We start from the raw sequence: 13,006 nt of genomic DNA, 5'->3' as shown, positions 1-13,006 counted from the left end.
GGCGGGGCGGGGAGACCGGCCCGGGAGACAAATGAGTTGGACGGACGGGCGGGGGTTGGTACTCTTCGGATCGCCGTGTACGGAAGCGAGGAGGTGAGTTCCCGATGAGAGCTGGATCGAGGCGGGTGCTCCCCCCTTCCCCCACGGTGTAACGACTGACACAGGTGTCGTCGGGAGCGCCCGCGTGAGAACGCAAGCACTCCTGAGAGGCGAGAGCCGATGAACACCGTGCAGATCATCCGGGTCGACGAGACCCAGTGGCAGGCCCTGTCCGACGACGTGGTCGTCGGCGAGGCAGACCTGTCCCAACGACCCGACGGGCACCGCTTCGTGAGCATCGACGTGTGGGACGACGCGGCCTTCGCGCCGCTGGCCGCCGCGATGCTCGCCGCCCTGCCCGCGCCGCTGCGCACGCTGGTCCCGGGGGAGGACACCGAGACGGCCGCCCGCTGGGGCCGGGCCGGGTTCGTCGCCGAACGGCGGGAGTGGGAGTACGTCCTGCCCACCGCCGGGGTCGACGCCCGGCCCGCCCCCGGGGTCACCGTGCTGCCCGCCGGAACGGCCGACGAGGCCGAACTGCGGCTGCTGGACCGCGAGATCCGGGCCGAGGTCGAGGCCGCCTCCGGCTGGCACACCATGCCCGCGGAGGTTCGACCCGGCCCACGGGGGGACACTCTGATCGACCCGTCCCTGTACGCCGTCGCCGTCCACGAGGGCCGGTACGCGGGCCTGGTCCGGACGGTGTGCCGCGGCCGCGGCCCCGCCCGGATCGGCCTGCTCGCCGTCCGCACCGCCCACCAGCGGCAGGGCCTCGGCCGCTCCCTGCTCGCGCACGCCCTGCACGCCCTGCACGAAGCCGGCACCACCACGGCCCGGGCCGAGGTCGACCAGTCCCGCACCGCCGCCACCGCCCTCCTGGAGGGCTTCGGCGCCGAACGGACCGGCCACCTCCTGCACCTGGTCCACCCCTGACGGACACCCAGTCCCCCCACCAGAGAATCGAGATCCCTTGCCACGCGTATCAAAAGGCCTGGAACTGGAGGGCACCGTCCTCGAGTGCCTGCGCAACGCCACCTTCAAGGTGGAACTGCAGAACGGCCACCACGTACTGGCCCACATCAGCGGAAAGATCCGCAAGAACTACATCAAGATCCTCCCGTTCGACCGCGTCCTGGTCGAGCTCAGCCCGTACGACCTGACCAGGGGCCGCATCATGTACCGCTACCGCAACTGACCCCGCGTCAGGCCCCGTCGGCCCCGCCCCGCCGCCCCCACCGGCGGCGGGGCGTACGTCCGCACCCGGTACAGGACGTCCCGGACCTCCCAGCCGCCCCCGTCGACGAGGCCGCACCGGATCCCGTCGAGGGCCGCGCGGCCGCGCGGGTCGCCGTACAGCGCCAGCGTGCCGGCCGCCCTCGCCCGCACCGAGGTGTCGGGGTCGGCGAGCAGGCCGGTGAGCACGGCCCGGACCTCGGGGGTGCCGGGGCCCGGGTGGTCCGTCCCGTCCGCGACGGCCTGCCAGGGCACCCGGACGGCGGCCAGGCGGACGGCCGGGTCCGGGTGCCCGGCGTGCCGCAGGGCGGTCGGGGCGTCGTCCCAGCCGTGCGCGGCCAGTGCGTTCAGCAGGCTGCGCAGGGCGTACGGGTCGTCCTCGGTCTCCAGCAGCGGGCGCAGGAAGGCACGGGCGTCCGCCGCCGTGAACGGGGTGCGGTCCTCGAACGGATCGTCGGGAGGGCAGCGGCCCAGCAGGTGCAGCACGTCGAGGGCGAAGCGGCGCTGGGCCACCGACGGGGCGTCGGACACCCGGTCGCACGCCCAGCGGAACAGGGCGAGGTCGGCCCGGCCGGCCAGGGCGGACACCGATTCGTCCCAGTCCCCGCTGCCCGGTGCGGCCCGCACCAGGGCGCGGGCCATCAGCACCTCGGGGGCGCGGTGCACGCCGAGTTCGCGCTCCATCGCCGTGACCACGCCCCGCCAGGACACCGGCGCACCGGGGTCGGCGGCGATCGCCTCCTCGGCGATCCGCAGCGCGCGGCGGTGCGGGGAGTCCGGGGGCGTCGGGTCCTCGATCCCGTGCAGCAGCTCCCGGAGGAAGTCCACCCGGCCCCGCCGCACCGCCCACTCGACCGGGTCGACACCGCCCGCCCACGGGAGGAGGGCGTCCACGCCCCGCATCGCGACCAGCTCGCTCATCGACGCCACCCAGCCGGTCCGGGCCACGGTCTCCAACAGCGCCGTCCCGGTCGGGCCGGACAGCTCCGCGTCGGGCACCTCGGCGAGCAGGGTCAGGAACAGGTACTCGTCGCCGCGCGCGATCGCGGCCGTCAACGGGCAGGTGTCCACCGGACGAGTGTGTCGCCCGCCCCCGCCGGGGGCGAGCGGTTTTCGGGCGGGCCCCCGGGGCGGCCCGCGTGTGGGACGTCGCACATCGGGGCGGTGTGCGTTGCCGCGGGTTCGCGGGGGGTGGCAGAGTGCCGGGCATGGTGGCAGATGCGCAGGTCGGGGAAGCGGGCGCAGGTCCGGAGCGGGTGTTCGACTGGCTGGACGGGGTCGCGGCCGCGCGGGACGCCGCCGGGTTGACCAGGCGGTTGCGCAGCCGGCCGGTGGACGAGCCGGTGCTGGACCTGGCCTCCAACGACTACCTGGGGCTGACCCGCCACCCGGCGGTCACCGCGGCCGCCGCCGAGGCGGCGCTGGCGTGGGGCGGCGGCGCGACCGGCTCCCGGCTGGTCACCGGGACCACCGAGGCGCACACCGCGCTGGAGCGCGAACTCGCCGAGTTCTGCGGCTACCAGGCCGCGCTGGTGTTCTCCTCCGGCTACACCGCGAACCTCGCGGTCCTCACCGCGCTCGCCGGGCCGGACACCCTGATCGTCTCCGACGCCCACAACCACGCCTCGCTGATCGACGGCTGCCGCCTGGCCCGGGGCCGGGTCGCCCGGGCCGCGCACTGCGACCCCGCCGCAGTGCGGGCGGCCCTCGCCGCCCGCACCGAACCCCGCGCCCTGGTGGTCACCGACTCGGTGTTCTCGGTCGACGGCAACGCCGCCCCGCTGGCCGCGCACCTCGCCGCCGCCCGCGCGCACGGCGCCGCCCTGGTCGTCGACGACGCGCACGGCCTGGGCGTGCTCGGCCCCGGCGGCGCGGGCGCCGGAGCCGCCGCGGGCGTCGCCGGACAGCCCGACGTGGTCGCCACCGCGACGCTCTCCAAGTCGCTCGGCTCGCAGGGCGGCGTCGTCCTCGGCCCCGAACGGGTGATCCGCCACCTGGTCTCCGCCGCCCGCACCTTCATCTTCGACACCGGCCTCGCCCCCGCCGCCGTCGGCGCCGCCCTGGGCGCGCTGCGCCTGCTGCGGGCCGAACCCGGCCGGGCCGCCGACGCCCTGCGGGTGGCCCGCGAGCTCGCCGACCGGCTCGCCGAAGCGGGCCTGGACGCCTCCGCCCCCGACGGCGCCGTGGTCTCCGTCCGCGCCGACGACCCCGAGCACGCCGTCCGCTGGGCCGCCGCCTGCCGGGACGAGGGCCTGGCCGTCGGCTGCTTCCGGCCCCCGTCCGTCCCCGACGGCGTCCCGCGGCTGCGCCTGACCGCCCGCGCCGACCTGACGGCCGAGCAGGTCGCGTTCGCCGCCGGGGTGGTGCTCAAGACCCGCTGAACCGCCGCCCGCCCGGACCGGGGGGGCCGGGGCCGGTTCAGCCGAAGACGACCTGGTCGACCGTCCAGAACGCCGAGTTGGTGCCCGTGTAGCGGAACTGGAACCGGGCCGTCGACGCCCCCGCCGGAACGGTCACCTCCAGGTGCTCGACCGCGTTCAGGTCGGAGCGGTAGGACTTCACCAGCTGCGCGGCCCCGCCGTCGAAGGACACGTACACGTCGCCGGTCTGCGGGCCGTCGACCCTGTAGTCGGTCGCGAAGGACAGCGTCCCGCGGGCGCGGCCCGCCACCGGGTACGCCGGGCTGACCAGCGTCGAGTCGAACTGGCCGGTGCCGTGCGACCTGTCGTCCCACTCGTCGGAGTCCGCGACCGCGAACACGTTGCGCGCCCGGACGTTGGTCTCCCGGCCCTGGCCCAGCTGCGCCGCCGTCCAGAACTCGTCGGTGGCGAACGCCCAGCCGCGCCACTCGGTGACGCCGCCGGTGGGCATCCGCGAGTTGTCGATCGACCAGCCGGCCGGCGGGGTGCGGGTGAAGCCCTTGACGGTCGGGCCGATGCCGGTCTCGTCCACCCGGGTCTGCAGGCTCGGGCGCAGCGCGTCGAACCCGTCCGGCACGATCTCGTCGACCGGCTCGCCGTCCAGCCCCCAGGCCGGGTCGATCGGCGCGCCCTCGTGCTTGAGCACGGTCGGCGCGATGTCCACCGGCTTCACGTCGTAGCGGTGCGCCCCGGCGGCCTGGCCCCGGCCGTTCAGGACCATCCAGGTCTGCCGCTCGTCGGCGCTGTTGCCGCCGTGGCCGCCCGCGTCGGTGTGGCCGTGGTCGGTGGTGACCACGACCAGCCAGTCCTCCGAGGCGTACGAGGCGCGGGACTTGAGCGCGGTCAGCACCTGCCCGACCAGGCCGTCCGCGCCGTGGATCGCCGCCAGGTACTGGCTGGACGCGCCGCCGTAGGAGTGCCCGGCCTCGTCCACCTCGTCGAAGTGCAGGAACACCGAGTCCGGGTTGCCGTGCGCCAGGTAGTCGGCGGCGTCCGAGGCGGTCTTCGCGTCGTTCTCGCTCTCCGCGATCCGCAGGTCGGCGGCGCCGTTGAAGACGTTCGCGGTGATCGGGTTCCAGGAGCCGACCACCAGCGTCGAGCTGGCCGGGTCCGCGGCCTCCAGGCGGCTCGCGTAGTCCGGGTACAGGTCGAAGCGCGCACCGGTGAAGCTGTTGTCCAGCACCCTGTGCCTGTCCGGCCACACGCCGGTGGCGATGGTCGACCAGCCCGGGCCGGAGAGCGTCGGCGCCAGCGGGTTCGCGTACAGGTCGGACGTCGCGGTGGTGCCCGAGGCCATCAGCGCCTTCAGGTTCGGCGCGTCCGCCGCCAGCAGCCTGTCGTACCGGGTGCCGTCGATGCCGATCACCAGCGTCTTGGCCTGCTTGCTGCCGTTCGGCAGGCCGTTGTACGCACCGGTCGCCGCCACGGCGGACGAACCGCCGAGCGGGACGAGCGCGGCCGCGACGACGGCTGCCGCGGAGAGGGAAAGGGCCATGGTGGTACGGGAGTTGCGCACGGGGGCTCCCAACGGGAAAGCGGTGCGGTGCGGTTGCACCGGCAACCGAGGATGGGCCGGGCGGGCGAGCGCGAACCCGCACCCAGTCCACGGTTGTATGAACAAGTGTCAAAATTCAGTCCAGACCGGTTACCGGTTCGTGACCCGAGGCGCGGGAGCGGCGGGGCTCGGTAGGCTGGAGCGGTGGACCACGGCACCTCCGGCGCGCACCCCGCCCCCGTCCGGGCCGGGGTGCCCGAGCACGGGCGGGTACCCAAGTACTACCTGGTCAAGGCCCAGTTGGAGGAACTCCTCGGCGAACTGGGGCCGGGCGGACGGCTGCCCACCGAGGCCGACCTGGCGGAGCGGTACGGGGTCGCCCGTGCCACCGTGCGCCAGGCCCTGCGGGACCTGCTGATCGCGGGCCGGCTGCGCCGCCGGGGGCGGGGGACGGTGGTGGCCGGGGCCAAGATCGAGCAGCCGCTGTCGCTGGCCAGCTACACCGAGGGCGTCACCCGCCAGGGCCTGCGCCCCGGACGGACGCTGGTCGCCCTCGACCGGCAGCCCGCCGACCCCGCGAGCGCCGAACGCCTCGCCGTCCCGGTCGGCGAACCGCTCTGGCACCTGGAGCGCGTGCTGCACGCCGACGAGGAGCGCGTCGGCCTGGAGTCCACCTACCTGCCGGTGGCCCGACTCCCGGGACTGGCCGCGGAGTTCGACCCGGCGGGCTCGCTCTACGGGCACCTGCGCGAACGCGGCGTCCGGCTCGCCGGGGCGGAGGAGCGGATCGAGACCGTCCTCGCCACCCCGCGCGAGGCGCTGCTGATCGGCACCCCGCCCGCCCTCCCGATGCTGCTGCTGCACCGCCGCAGCCGCGACGCCGACGGCCGCCCCCTCGAACTCGTCCGCACCCTCTACCGCGGCGACCGGTTCAGCTTCACCCTCGACCTGAGCGCACCCGCCACCGACTGACCGGCCATCCCGACCGGGCGGCCCGGCCTGCTCGGCCCGGACCGCCCGGTCGGGATGGCTCGGAACGCCCGGTCGGGAAGGCTCAGAACGCCGACACCAGCAGTAGGAACGCGAACATCGGCGTCCCCCAGGCCAGTCCGCGCAGCACCCCGCGCCGCACGGTGTCCTCGGCGGGCAGCCGGAAGCGCGGCGCCGCAGCGCCGGACGCGGCCGTGCCCGGGGCCGGGGTCGTGCCCGGGGTCGGCGTCGGGGTCGTGCCCGGGGTCGTGCCCGTGCCCGGGGCCGTCGCGGAGCCTCCGGAGGCGGCGGCGCGCTGCGGGGCCAGCGGCAGGCCCGTCCGCACGCCCGCCGTGGCCAGCGCGGGCGCCAGCAGCGTGGAGGCCAGCCACAGCACGTAGAGGAAGCCCGGATCCCGCTGGGAGACCGGGTCCCGGGACGAAGCGGGCGCGATCTCCGCGACCGGCCAGGCCAGCAGCGCCACCAGCGCGCCGAACAGCAGCGCCAGCCCCGCCCCCGCCCACACCGCGCCCACCGACCGCGAACGGTGCTCCGGCGTCACCGTCCGCAGCAGGCTCCCCGCCAGCACCGCCGCCCCGTAACCGGCGAACACCGCCAGCCCGCTCCCGCGCAGCACCCCGCGCAGCCCGTCCGCCCACGACGCCCCGTCCGCCGCCGCCCCGAACCCCCACGCGCCGGCCACCGCCGCCGCCAGGACCAGGGCCGCCGCCCCGGGAGCCGCCGTCCGCGTTGCCGTCCGCGCCGCCGTGTCGTCCGCTGCCGCACCGTTCGCCATGCCGGCACGCTACAGCGGCCCCCGGCCCGGCCGGGGAGGGGGCCCGGGGGTCAGGGGCGCAGGGCGACCGCCCCGTAGCAGGCGGCGTCGGCGTCCGTGATGTGCTCGGTGCCGTCCTCGGGCGAGGGGTTCCAGCGGGGGGTGGCGACGACCCCCGGGGCGAGCAGGCGCCAGCCGGTGAAGAAGCGGGCGAACTCCGCGCTGCTGCAGGCCGCGACGGGCGTGCCCGCGGCGGTGTAGACCTGGATCAGGCGGGCGGTCTCGTCGGGGGCGAAGTCCGCGGTCAGGTGGCTCATCACGAGGGCCGAGCCGCGGGGGAGCCGGGCCTTGAACCGCTCGGCGATCCGGTGCGCCTCGTCCGGGACGAAGTGCAGCAGGGCGTTCATGCTGAGCGCGACGGGCCGGTCGAGGTCGAGGGTGCGGGCGGCGGCCTCCAGCAGGGCGTCGGGATCGCGCACGTCGGCCTGGACGTAGGCGGTGACGCCCTGTTCGGTGCCGTGCAGCAGGGCCTGGGCGTGCAGCAGCACGATCGGGTCGTTGTCGGCGTAGACGACCGCGGCGTCCGGCGCGGTCCGCTGGGCGACCTCGTGCAGGTTGGGCGAGGTCGGGATGCCGGTGCCGACGTCCAGGAACTGCCGGATGCCGGACTCGGCGAGCAGCCGGGTGGTGCGCCGCATGAAGGCGCGGTTGGCGCGCGCGGCGGAGCGGGCGAACGGGAACACCGCCAGGGCCCGGCCCGCGGCCTCCCGGTCGGCGGGGAAGTTGGTGGTGCCGCCGAGGTAGAAGTCGTACATCCGGGCCGAGTGCGCCAGGTGGATGTCGAGGCTGACCTCCGCCTCCGCCTCCGTCCCCGCCTCGGCCTCGTTCGCCGGTCCGTGCGCGCCTGCCATGAGCTCCCCCCGGTGCCGGTGTCCCGCTCCGCCTTGATCGTTCCCCGCTGCGCCCACTATGCCCACACGTGCGAACGGGCAATCAGGGGTTCGGGTCGCAGTCGGCGCCATTCGTGCCGAACCGATCGGAAACGCTCGGAAACGGTCGGAAGCGGTTGCGGAGCGGCCCAGCTCGATCGGTGCGCCGAATGGTCGGGTTGTCAGTTGGGGCGACTTATGTCTGATCTTGAAAGCTCTTGCGCCGGATTACCATTTCGCCACCTGATGCGCCTTAATGTTCTCCCTGGGGACGCGAGTTCCCGCCGGCCACCGGGGAGGAACGGGCGTGAACGAGAGCGACTGGGCCGTGGGCGACCGGCACCGCCTGACCTTCGACGCGTTCTGCGACACCCACCACCGGACGTGGACCGGCTTCGCCGGGGCCCGGCTGCCCGACGCCCGCGCCGCCCGCGCAGCCGTGGAGACCGCCAAGGGCCGGGTGTGGCACGAGTGGCCGCGCATCCTGCGCGAGCAGTTCCCGGCCTTCCAGGCCTGGACGATCCTCAAGGAGGAGGTCGGCGCCGCCGTGCTGCAGCGGATGGCCGCCGACGAACCGCCCCCGCCCCCCGGCCACGTCCCGCTCTGGGTCTGCGCGGTGCGGCGCGCCGCCGAACGGGCCCGGCACCTGCCCGCGACCACCGCCGGCCACCAGCAGCTGTACGCCGCGCTGCGCGGCCTCTCCGAGCGGCGCCACGACGTCGTCGTGCTGCGCTACCTGCTCGACCTGACGGACGCCCAGATAGCCGACTGCCTGGCCACCACCGAGGCCAACGTGCGCTCCACCGCCACCCAGGCCCTCAACCGCCTCGCCGCCGCCCTGGTCCCCGCCCGCCCCGGCCCCGTCCCCCACTGCCCCCGCCCCCGCCGGGAGCACGGGTGAGCGGGCGGCGCGGCGGCCCGGCGGACGCCCCGGTCTCCTGGGACCGGCTGCTGACCGCCCCCCGCCCCTTCCCGTCCGAGCACCTGCAGGCCGCCCACGAACTCGACCTCGCGACCGCCCTGGTCCTCGCGATGCCGACCGCCGCCGCCTCGCTGGAGCTCCTGGCCAACGACCGCCGGATCCACCCCGGGGGCGCCCTCGTCCTCGGCGCCCTGCTGCACGTCGCCGGGCACCGCGAAGGCGCCCAGTTCTGGTGGCAGTTCGCGGCGGGCGGCGGCTCCTACACCGCCGCGTCCTGCCTGAGCCTGCTGCACCGCAGCCTCGGCGAGTTCCTGGACGCCGAGGTCTGGCGCCGCCAGGCCGAGGCGCTCGCCACCGGGCCCCGGCCCGCGCAGCGGGTGCTGGGCTCCCGCGACGCGCTGCTCCCGGCGGGCGTCCCCGCGGAGATCCTCGCGCTGTGCCACGAGGGCCTCGACGTGAAGCTCCCGCCCCGGCTGGCCGCCGTGGTCCACCAGTTGCCCGTCGACTGCGACGACCCCGAGTACGGCGAACTCCCGCAGGTCAGCAGCACCCTGGTCCGCGACCTGGCCCGCTGAGCACGAGCGCCCCGGCGCTGTCACCGCCCCTGCGTACCCTGGCCCGCTGAGCACGAGCGCCCCGACGCTGTCACCGCTCCTGCGTACCCTGGCGGGCATGGGTTTCACGGGGTGGTGGATCGTCATGCCGGTGCCCGGCGCGGTCGTCGCCGGGGCGGCCCCGCTGCTGGGCCCGCCGATCGCGGCGCAGGCCGCCGCGGGCCGGGCCGCGTTCGAGCGCTGGTGCAGCGGCGCCCTCGACCTGCGCCGGCGCGAGGAGCAGTACGACCTGGCCGCCCCCGACCTGCTGGACGACCACCTCGACCTGCTCTACGAGATCTGGGGCGCCCACGAGAAGTCCGGCCCGTTCCTCGCGGTCTCCTGTCGCAAGGGCCACCCGGCCGCCGGGCTCGCCCACGCCCTCGGCCCGCAGCGGTTCGCCGAACTGCCGGGCTGGTTCGGCAACTTCGTGCTGACCCCGGAGCAGGTCCGGGCCACCTGCCCCGCCGTCACGGCCGCCCTCGCGCTCGACCCCGCGCAGCGGGCCGCCGCCGAGCACCGGCTGCACGAGGTGCTGGACGAGATCGCGGAGGAGGACGCCGCCGCCCTGCTCGACGCCCTGGCGCCCGCCTGGCAGCGCGCCCGCGACACCGGCCGGGGCCTGATCGGCGCCCAGGCCACCCCCTGCTGAGCGCCCCCCGCTGACGGGCCGCCCCCGCTCAGGGTGCGCAGCCCGTCAGCGGAGCGGTCTCACCCGCCGGGCGCCCGCACAGCCGGTCGACGACCGGCGCGCCCTGCGCGTCGCGCCGGACCCGGATCACGTGCAGGCCGTGCCCGGGCTGCGGCTCGGTGGCCAGCGGGGCGGCCCCGCGGAAGTCGACCGTCCCGGTGGGCCGGTTGTTCAACTGCACCGCGCGCAGCGCCGCCATCACCGAGCCCGTCCCGGTCAGCTGCGAGGCCCCGGCCTTGGCCGCACCGGCCTGCAGCGCCGCCACCGCGTCGTAGGCGAGGGCGAGCGAACCGTCCGAGAAGACGTCGTCCTCGTACGGGTTGGCGGCCCGCGGCACCAGGTGCAGGACGGCCGCGGCGGTGGCGGCCAGGTCGGAGCCGCGCGCCGTCGCGGCCGGGTCGCTCAGCGCGGTGTAGTACAGGGTGGCCTGCGGGGCCACCGCCGTGCCCCCGGTGCGGAACTGCGCCTTCGTCAGGTCGTCCCCGGTGAGGACGGTCAGCGGCCGGGCGCAGCCCTTGTCGTCGGCGAGGCGCCGCATCAGCTGGTTGACGTCGTCGGCGCGCCCGGCCAGGTACAGCACGGCCGGCGGGTGCCCGCCGTGGCAGGTGGTGGCGAGCGCCTGCTCGTAGTCCGGGTCGCCGTTGCTGTTCAGGCCGTACTCCAGCGGGCGCCCGCCGACCAGCCGGTAGCCCGCGTCGGTGAGCATCGCGCTGCCGTAGCGGGCGTGCTCGGGGCTGTAGCGGTCGTCGGGCGTGGGGGTGCGGGTCAGCACGGCCGCCCAGCGGTCCTGGGGCGGGGTGCCGAGGCCGTCGACGATCAGGCGCAGCGCCGCCGCCTCCTCCTGGTCGGTGGCGGCCAGGCCGAAGTAGTTGACGTGGCCGCGGGCCAGGTAGCTGGCCGAGTTGGTGGTGCTGACCACGGCCAGGCCCGCCTGCTGGAGCAGCGTCAGCGCGGCGTCGCTGTCCTCGGTGTCCCGGCCCAGGCCGACCACCCCGGCGACCGAGCGGTCCCGGGCGGCGAGGTCGACGATCCGGTGCACCATCTCGGTCTGGAAGTACATGTCCTGCCCGCCGTTGGCGACCAGCACCTTCACCTTCAGCGGGTCGCCCGCGTTGTTGCGCACCTGCGCCAGGTGGACGCCCGCCAGCTCCTTCAGGCCGTTCAGCGCCCGGCCCTCCTGCCCGGCCGCGGTGGTCAGCGCGCCCGCGTACACCACCGTCACGTAGCGGACGTCCGGCAGCGCGTCCACCCGCGCGTTCTCCCGCCGGATCGCCGCCTCCAGCTCGCCGAGCCCGACGTCCGCCCCGGTGCGCTCCGAGTCCCGCCCCGGCAGTTCGCCGCTCAGCCGCACGCCGCCGCCGTCCCCCGCGAAGGTCACCGACCCGGTCGCCACGCCGACGCACTCCGGCGTCCCGCCCGGGCCGGTGCGCCAGACCGCGTCCGGGTTCGAACCCACCAGCCGGGCCTCGCAGTACCGCTCCGCCAGCTGCTGCACCCGCAGCCCCGCCCCGGCCGCCACCAGCACCAGCGCCAGCAGCACCGACCAGCGCGACCACAGGAACCACCAGGACCGCCGCACCGGCACCGGTGCCAACCGGGTGCTCCCGCCCGCCTGCAACTGCTGCCTGGTCAACCGCACCGGCAGCGTCCACGCCAACGCCCGCCCCCGGCTCGGTGCCTGACGCACCCTCAGGTCGCTCACCCAGTTCTCGTACGGGCCGCCGCGCGGCCCGAAGGGGTGGCCGCCGGGCGGGGCGGTGTGCTCGTCCTCCATCCAGGCCGTCACGTCCGCGTGCGCGACCGCGGCCAGCACCAGCAGCGGGTCCTGCTCGCTGCGGCGGCTGCGCACGTCGGAGATCGCGCCCAGCACCCGCAGCGCCCCGCCCGGCGCGTCCGCCCGCGGCACGAACACCACCGGCGGGACGCGCCGCTTGCGGCCCCGGGCGTCCGGCGCCCAGGAGCGGTGCGCCCGGCGCAGGTCCTCCAGCAGGGCCAGGGTGCGCAGTTGGAGGTGGAACTGCTGGGCGCGGTCGCGCTCCTCGGCCGGGGTGCCGGGCAGTTGGGCCTTCAGGATCTCCCCGGCCACCTCGCGGGCCCGGGCCTGCGTCACGTCCCAGGACATCCGCGGCCGCCACAGCGACCAGGCCGCCGCCTGCCGCCCCGACGCGGCCAGGAACGTCGTCGTCGCGAACCAGCGGCTGGCCGGGCCCAGCCAGGACAGCGGCGCCGTGTTGCGCCGCACCCAGCCGGTCGCCCCGAGCACCGCCACCGCCCCCAGCAGCACCGCCGCGACCAGCTGCCAACTCGCCTGCGTCAGCAGGCTGGTGAGCGCCGCCAGGACGAACGCCCCGATCAGCGTGGTGGAGTTCAGGACGGGCGACAGCAGGCGCTGCAACTCGCCACCGGCGACCCGCGGTTCGGGCCGCCAGTGCAAGTCCCGCAGCCGGGCCAGCACCGACTCCACCTGCTCCTCGAACGGCCGCGCGCCGGGGCCCGGGGCGGCCCCGGCGGCGGGGGAGTCGTCCAGCACGTGCCGGGTCGCGGCCTCGATCGCGGCCACCAGCCGCGAGCGGGGCGCCGGGTAGCCGCGGTACCAGGACGGCCCGCGGCGGGCCCACGGGCCCTTCGCCAGCCCGTCCAGGATCGCGATCGCGTTGCCGTGCGGATCGCCGTCGGGCACGTGCGGCACCGTCCGGTGCGGCAGGTCGCCGCCCTCCTGCGCCTCCTGCACCGCCCGGACCACGGAGCGGACCTCCGCGTCCAGCTCCGGATCGTCCTCCTGCGCGTACAGCACCACCACCGGCATCGGCAGCCGGGCCGCGCTGAACTGCGCCACCAGATCCTGGACCAGCGCGTCCACCTCGTACTTGGCGGTGGTGCGCACCCCGCCCACCCCCGCGCCGCCGCGACCCGAACCGGACGCCATCGCCACCCCCGCAG

The 13,006-nt window shown here is 76.1% G+C and carries 12 protein-coding genes; 7 read left to right on the top strand and 5 right to left on the bottom strand.

What is annotated here, in order from left to right; genetic code table 11:
• Positions 1-219: 219 nt before the first annotated feature.
• Positions 220-972, top strand: a complete 753-nt coding sequence (locus OO57_RS13085; RefSeq protein WP_033252573.1) for a GNAT family N-acetyltransferase — start codon at positions 220-222, stop codon at positions 970-972.
• A gap of 37 nt (positions 973-1,009) precedes the next feature.
• Complete coding sequence (gene infA, locus OO57_RS13080; RefSeq protein ID WP_033216059.1) at positions 1,010-1,234, top strand: translation initiation factor IF-1; 225 nt, start codon at positions 1,010-1,012, stop codon at positions 1,232-1,234.
• Here infA and OO57_RS13075 read toward each other — a convergent pair.
• Positions 1,222-2,343: a HEAT repeat domain-containing protein gene (locus OO57_RS13075; RefSeq protein WP_158715106.1), complete on the bottom strand. Its 1,122-nt coding sequence runs from the start codon at positions 2,341-2,343 to the stop codon at positions 1,222-1,224. The genes infA and OO57_RS13075 overlap by 13 nt on opposite strands.
• A 137-nt stretch (positions 2,344-2,480) precedes the next feature.
• On the opposite strand from OO57_RS13075, the gene OO57_RS13070 reads away from it, so the two are divergent.
• A complete protein-coding gene (locus tag OO57_RS13070) occupies positions 2,481-3,653 on the top strand; it encodes an aminotransferase class I/II-fold pyridoxal phosphate-dependent enzyme (RefSeq protein WP_051777489.1) in 1,173 nt (390 codons plus the stop codon).
• Between the two features lie 37 nt (positions 3,654-3,690).
• Here OO57_RS13070 and OO57_RS13065 read toward each other — a convergent pair whose 3' ends face one another.
• Positions 3,691-5,208, bottom strand: a complete 1,518-nt coding sequence (locus OO57_RS13065; RefSeq protein ID WP_324606778.1) for an alkaline phosphatase family protein — start codon at positions 5,206-5,208, stop codon at positions 3,691-3,693.
• Positions 5,209-5,391: 183 nt separating this feature from the next.
• Here OO57_RS13065 and OO57_RS13060 point away from each other — a divergent pair, with 183 nt between their 5' ends.
• Complete coding sequence (locus OO57_RS13060; protein ID WP_033252570.1) at positions 5,392-6,159, top strand: GntR family transcriptional regulator; 768 nt, start codon at positions 5,392-5,394, stop codon at positions 6,157-6,159.
• An 82-nt stretch (positions 6,160-6,241) separates the two neighbouring features.
• Here the strand turns inward: OO57_RS13060 and OO57_RS13055 are convergent, their stop codons facing one another.
• A complete protein-coding gene (locus OO57_RS13055) occupies positions 6,242-6,952 on the bottom strand; it encodes a hypothetical protein (RefSeq protein WP_033252569.1) in 711 nt (236 codons plus the stop codon).
• Positions 6,953-7,002: 50 nt separating this feature from the next.
• Entirely contained in the window at positions 7,003-7,842 is an 840-nt protein-coding gene (locus tag OO57_RS13050) for an SAM-dependent methyltransferase (protein ID WP_051777453.1), read from the bottom strand.
• A gap of 325 nt (positions 7,843-8,167) precedes the next feature.
• Between OO57_RS13050 and OO57_RS13045 the strand changes: the two genes are divergently transcribed.
• The 3 genes from OO57_RS13045 to OO57_RS13035 all read left to right on the top strand — a co-directional run bounded on the left by OO57_RS13045 (position 8,168) and on the right by OO57_RS13035 (position 10,027).
• Positions 8,168-8,761 (top strand): sigma factor-like helix-turn-helix DNA-binding protein, encoded by a 594-nt coding sequence (locus OO57_RS13045; RefSeq protein ID WP_063737550.1) that lies wholly within the window; start codon positions 8,168-8,170, stop codon positions 8,759-8,761.
• Positions 8,758-9,357, top strand: a complete 600-nt coding sequence (locus OO57_RS13040) for a hypothetical protein (RefSeq protein WP_199811252.1) — start codon at positions 8,758-8,760, stop codon at positions 9,355-9,357. The genes OO57_RS13045 and OO57_RS13040 overlap by 4 nt, the downstream gene beginning before the upstream one ends.
• A gap of 97 nt (positions 9,358-9,454) precedes the next feature.
• Complete coding sequence (locus OO57_RS13035; protein ID WP_158715105.1) at positions 9,455-10,027, top strand: hypothetical protein; 573 nt, start codon at positions 9,455-9,457, stop codon at positions 10,025-10,027.
• Between the two features lie 28 nt (positions 10,028-10,055).
• On the opposite strand, the gene OO57_RS13030 is transcribed toward OO57_RS13035, so the two are convergent.
• On the bottom strand, positions 10,056-12,950 hold the full coding sequence (locus tag OO57_RS13030) for a hypothetical protein (protein ID WP_033252645.1): 2,895 nt from the start codon (positions 12,948-12,950) through the stop codon (positions 10,056-10,058).
• Positions 12,951-13,006 lie beyond the last annotated feature (56 nt).

Source organism: Kitasatospora phosalacinea (assembly GCF_000717185.1).
In the GTDB taxonomy this organism is placed as follows: Bacteria; Actinomycetota; Actinomycetes; order Streptomycetales; family Streptomycetaceae; genus Kitasatospora; species Kitasatospora phosalacinea_A.
Note: the sequence above shows the minus strand (reverse complement) of the source record. Positions and strands in the feature narration are given on the sequence as shown.

What these genes read in the sequence shown, in the direction of transcription:
- OO57_RS13070 (WP_051777489.1), top strand. Translation starts at nt 2,481, where the DNA reads ATGGTGGCAGATGCGCAGGTCGGGGAAGCGGGCGCAGGTCCGGAGCGG.
- OO57_RS13050 (WP_051777453.1), bottom strand. Translation starts at nt 7,842, where the DNA reads ATGGCAGGCGCGCACGGACCGGCGAACGAGGCCGAGGCGGGGACGGAG.
- OO57_RS13085 (WP_033252573.1), top strand. Translation starts at nt 220, where the DNA reads ATGAACACCGTGCAGATCATCCGGGTCGACGAGACCCAGTGGCAGGCC.
- OO57_RS13035 (WP_158715105.1), top strand. Translation starts at nt 9,455, where the DNA reads ATGGGTTTCACGGGGTGGTGGATCGTCATGCCGGTGCCCGGCGCGGTC.
- OO57_RS13055 (WP_033252569.1), bottom strand. Translation starts at nt 6,952, where the DNA reads ATGGCGAACGGTGCGGCAGCGGACGACACGGCGGCGCGGACGGCAACG.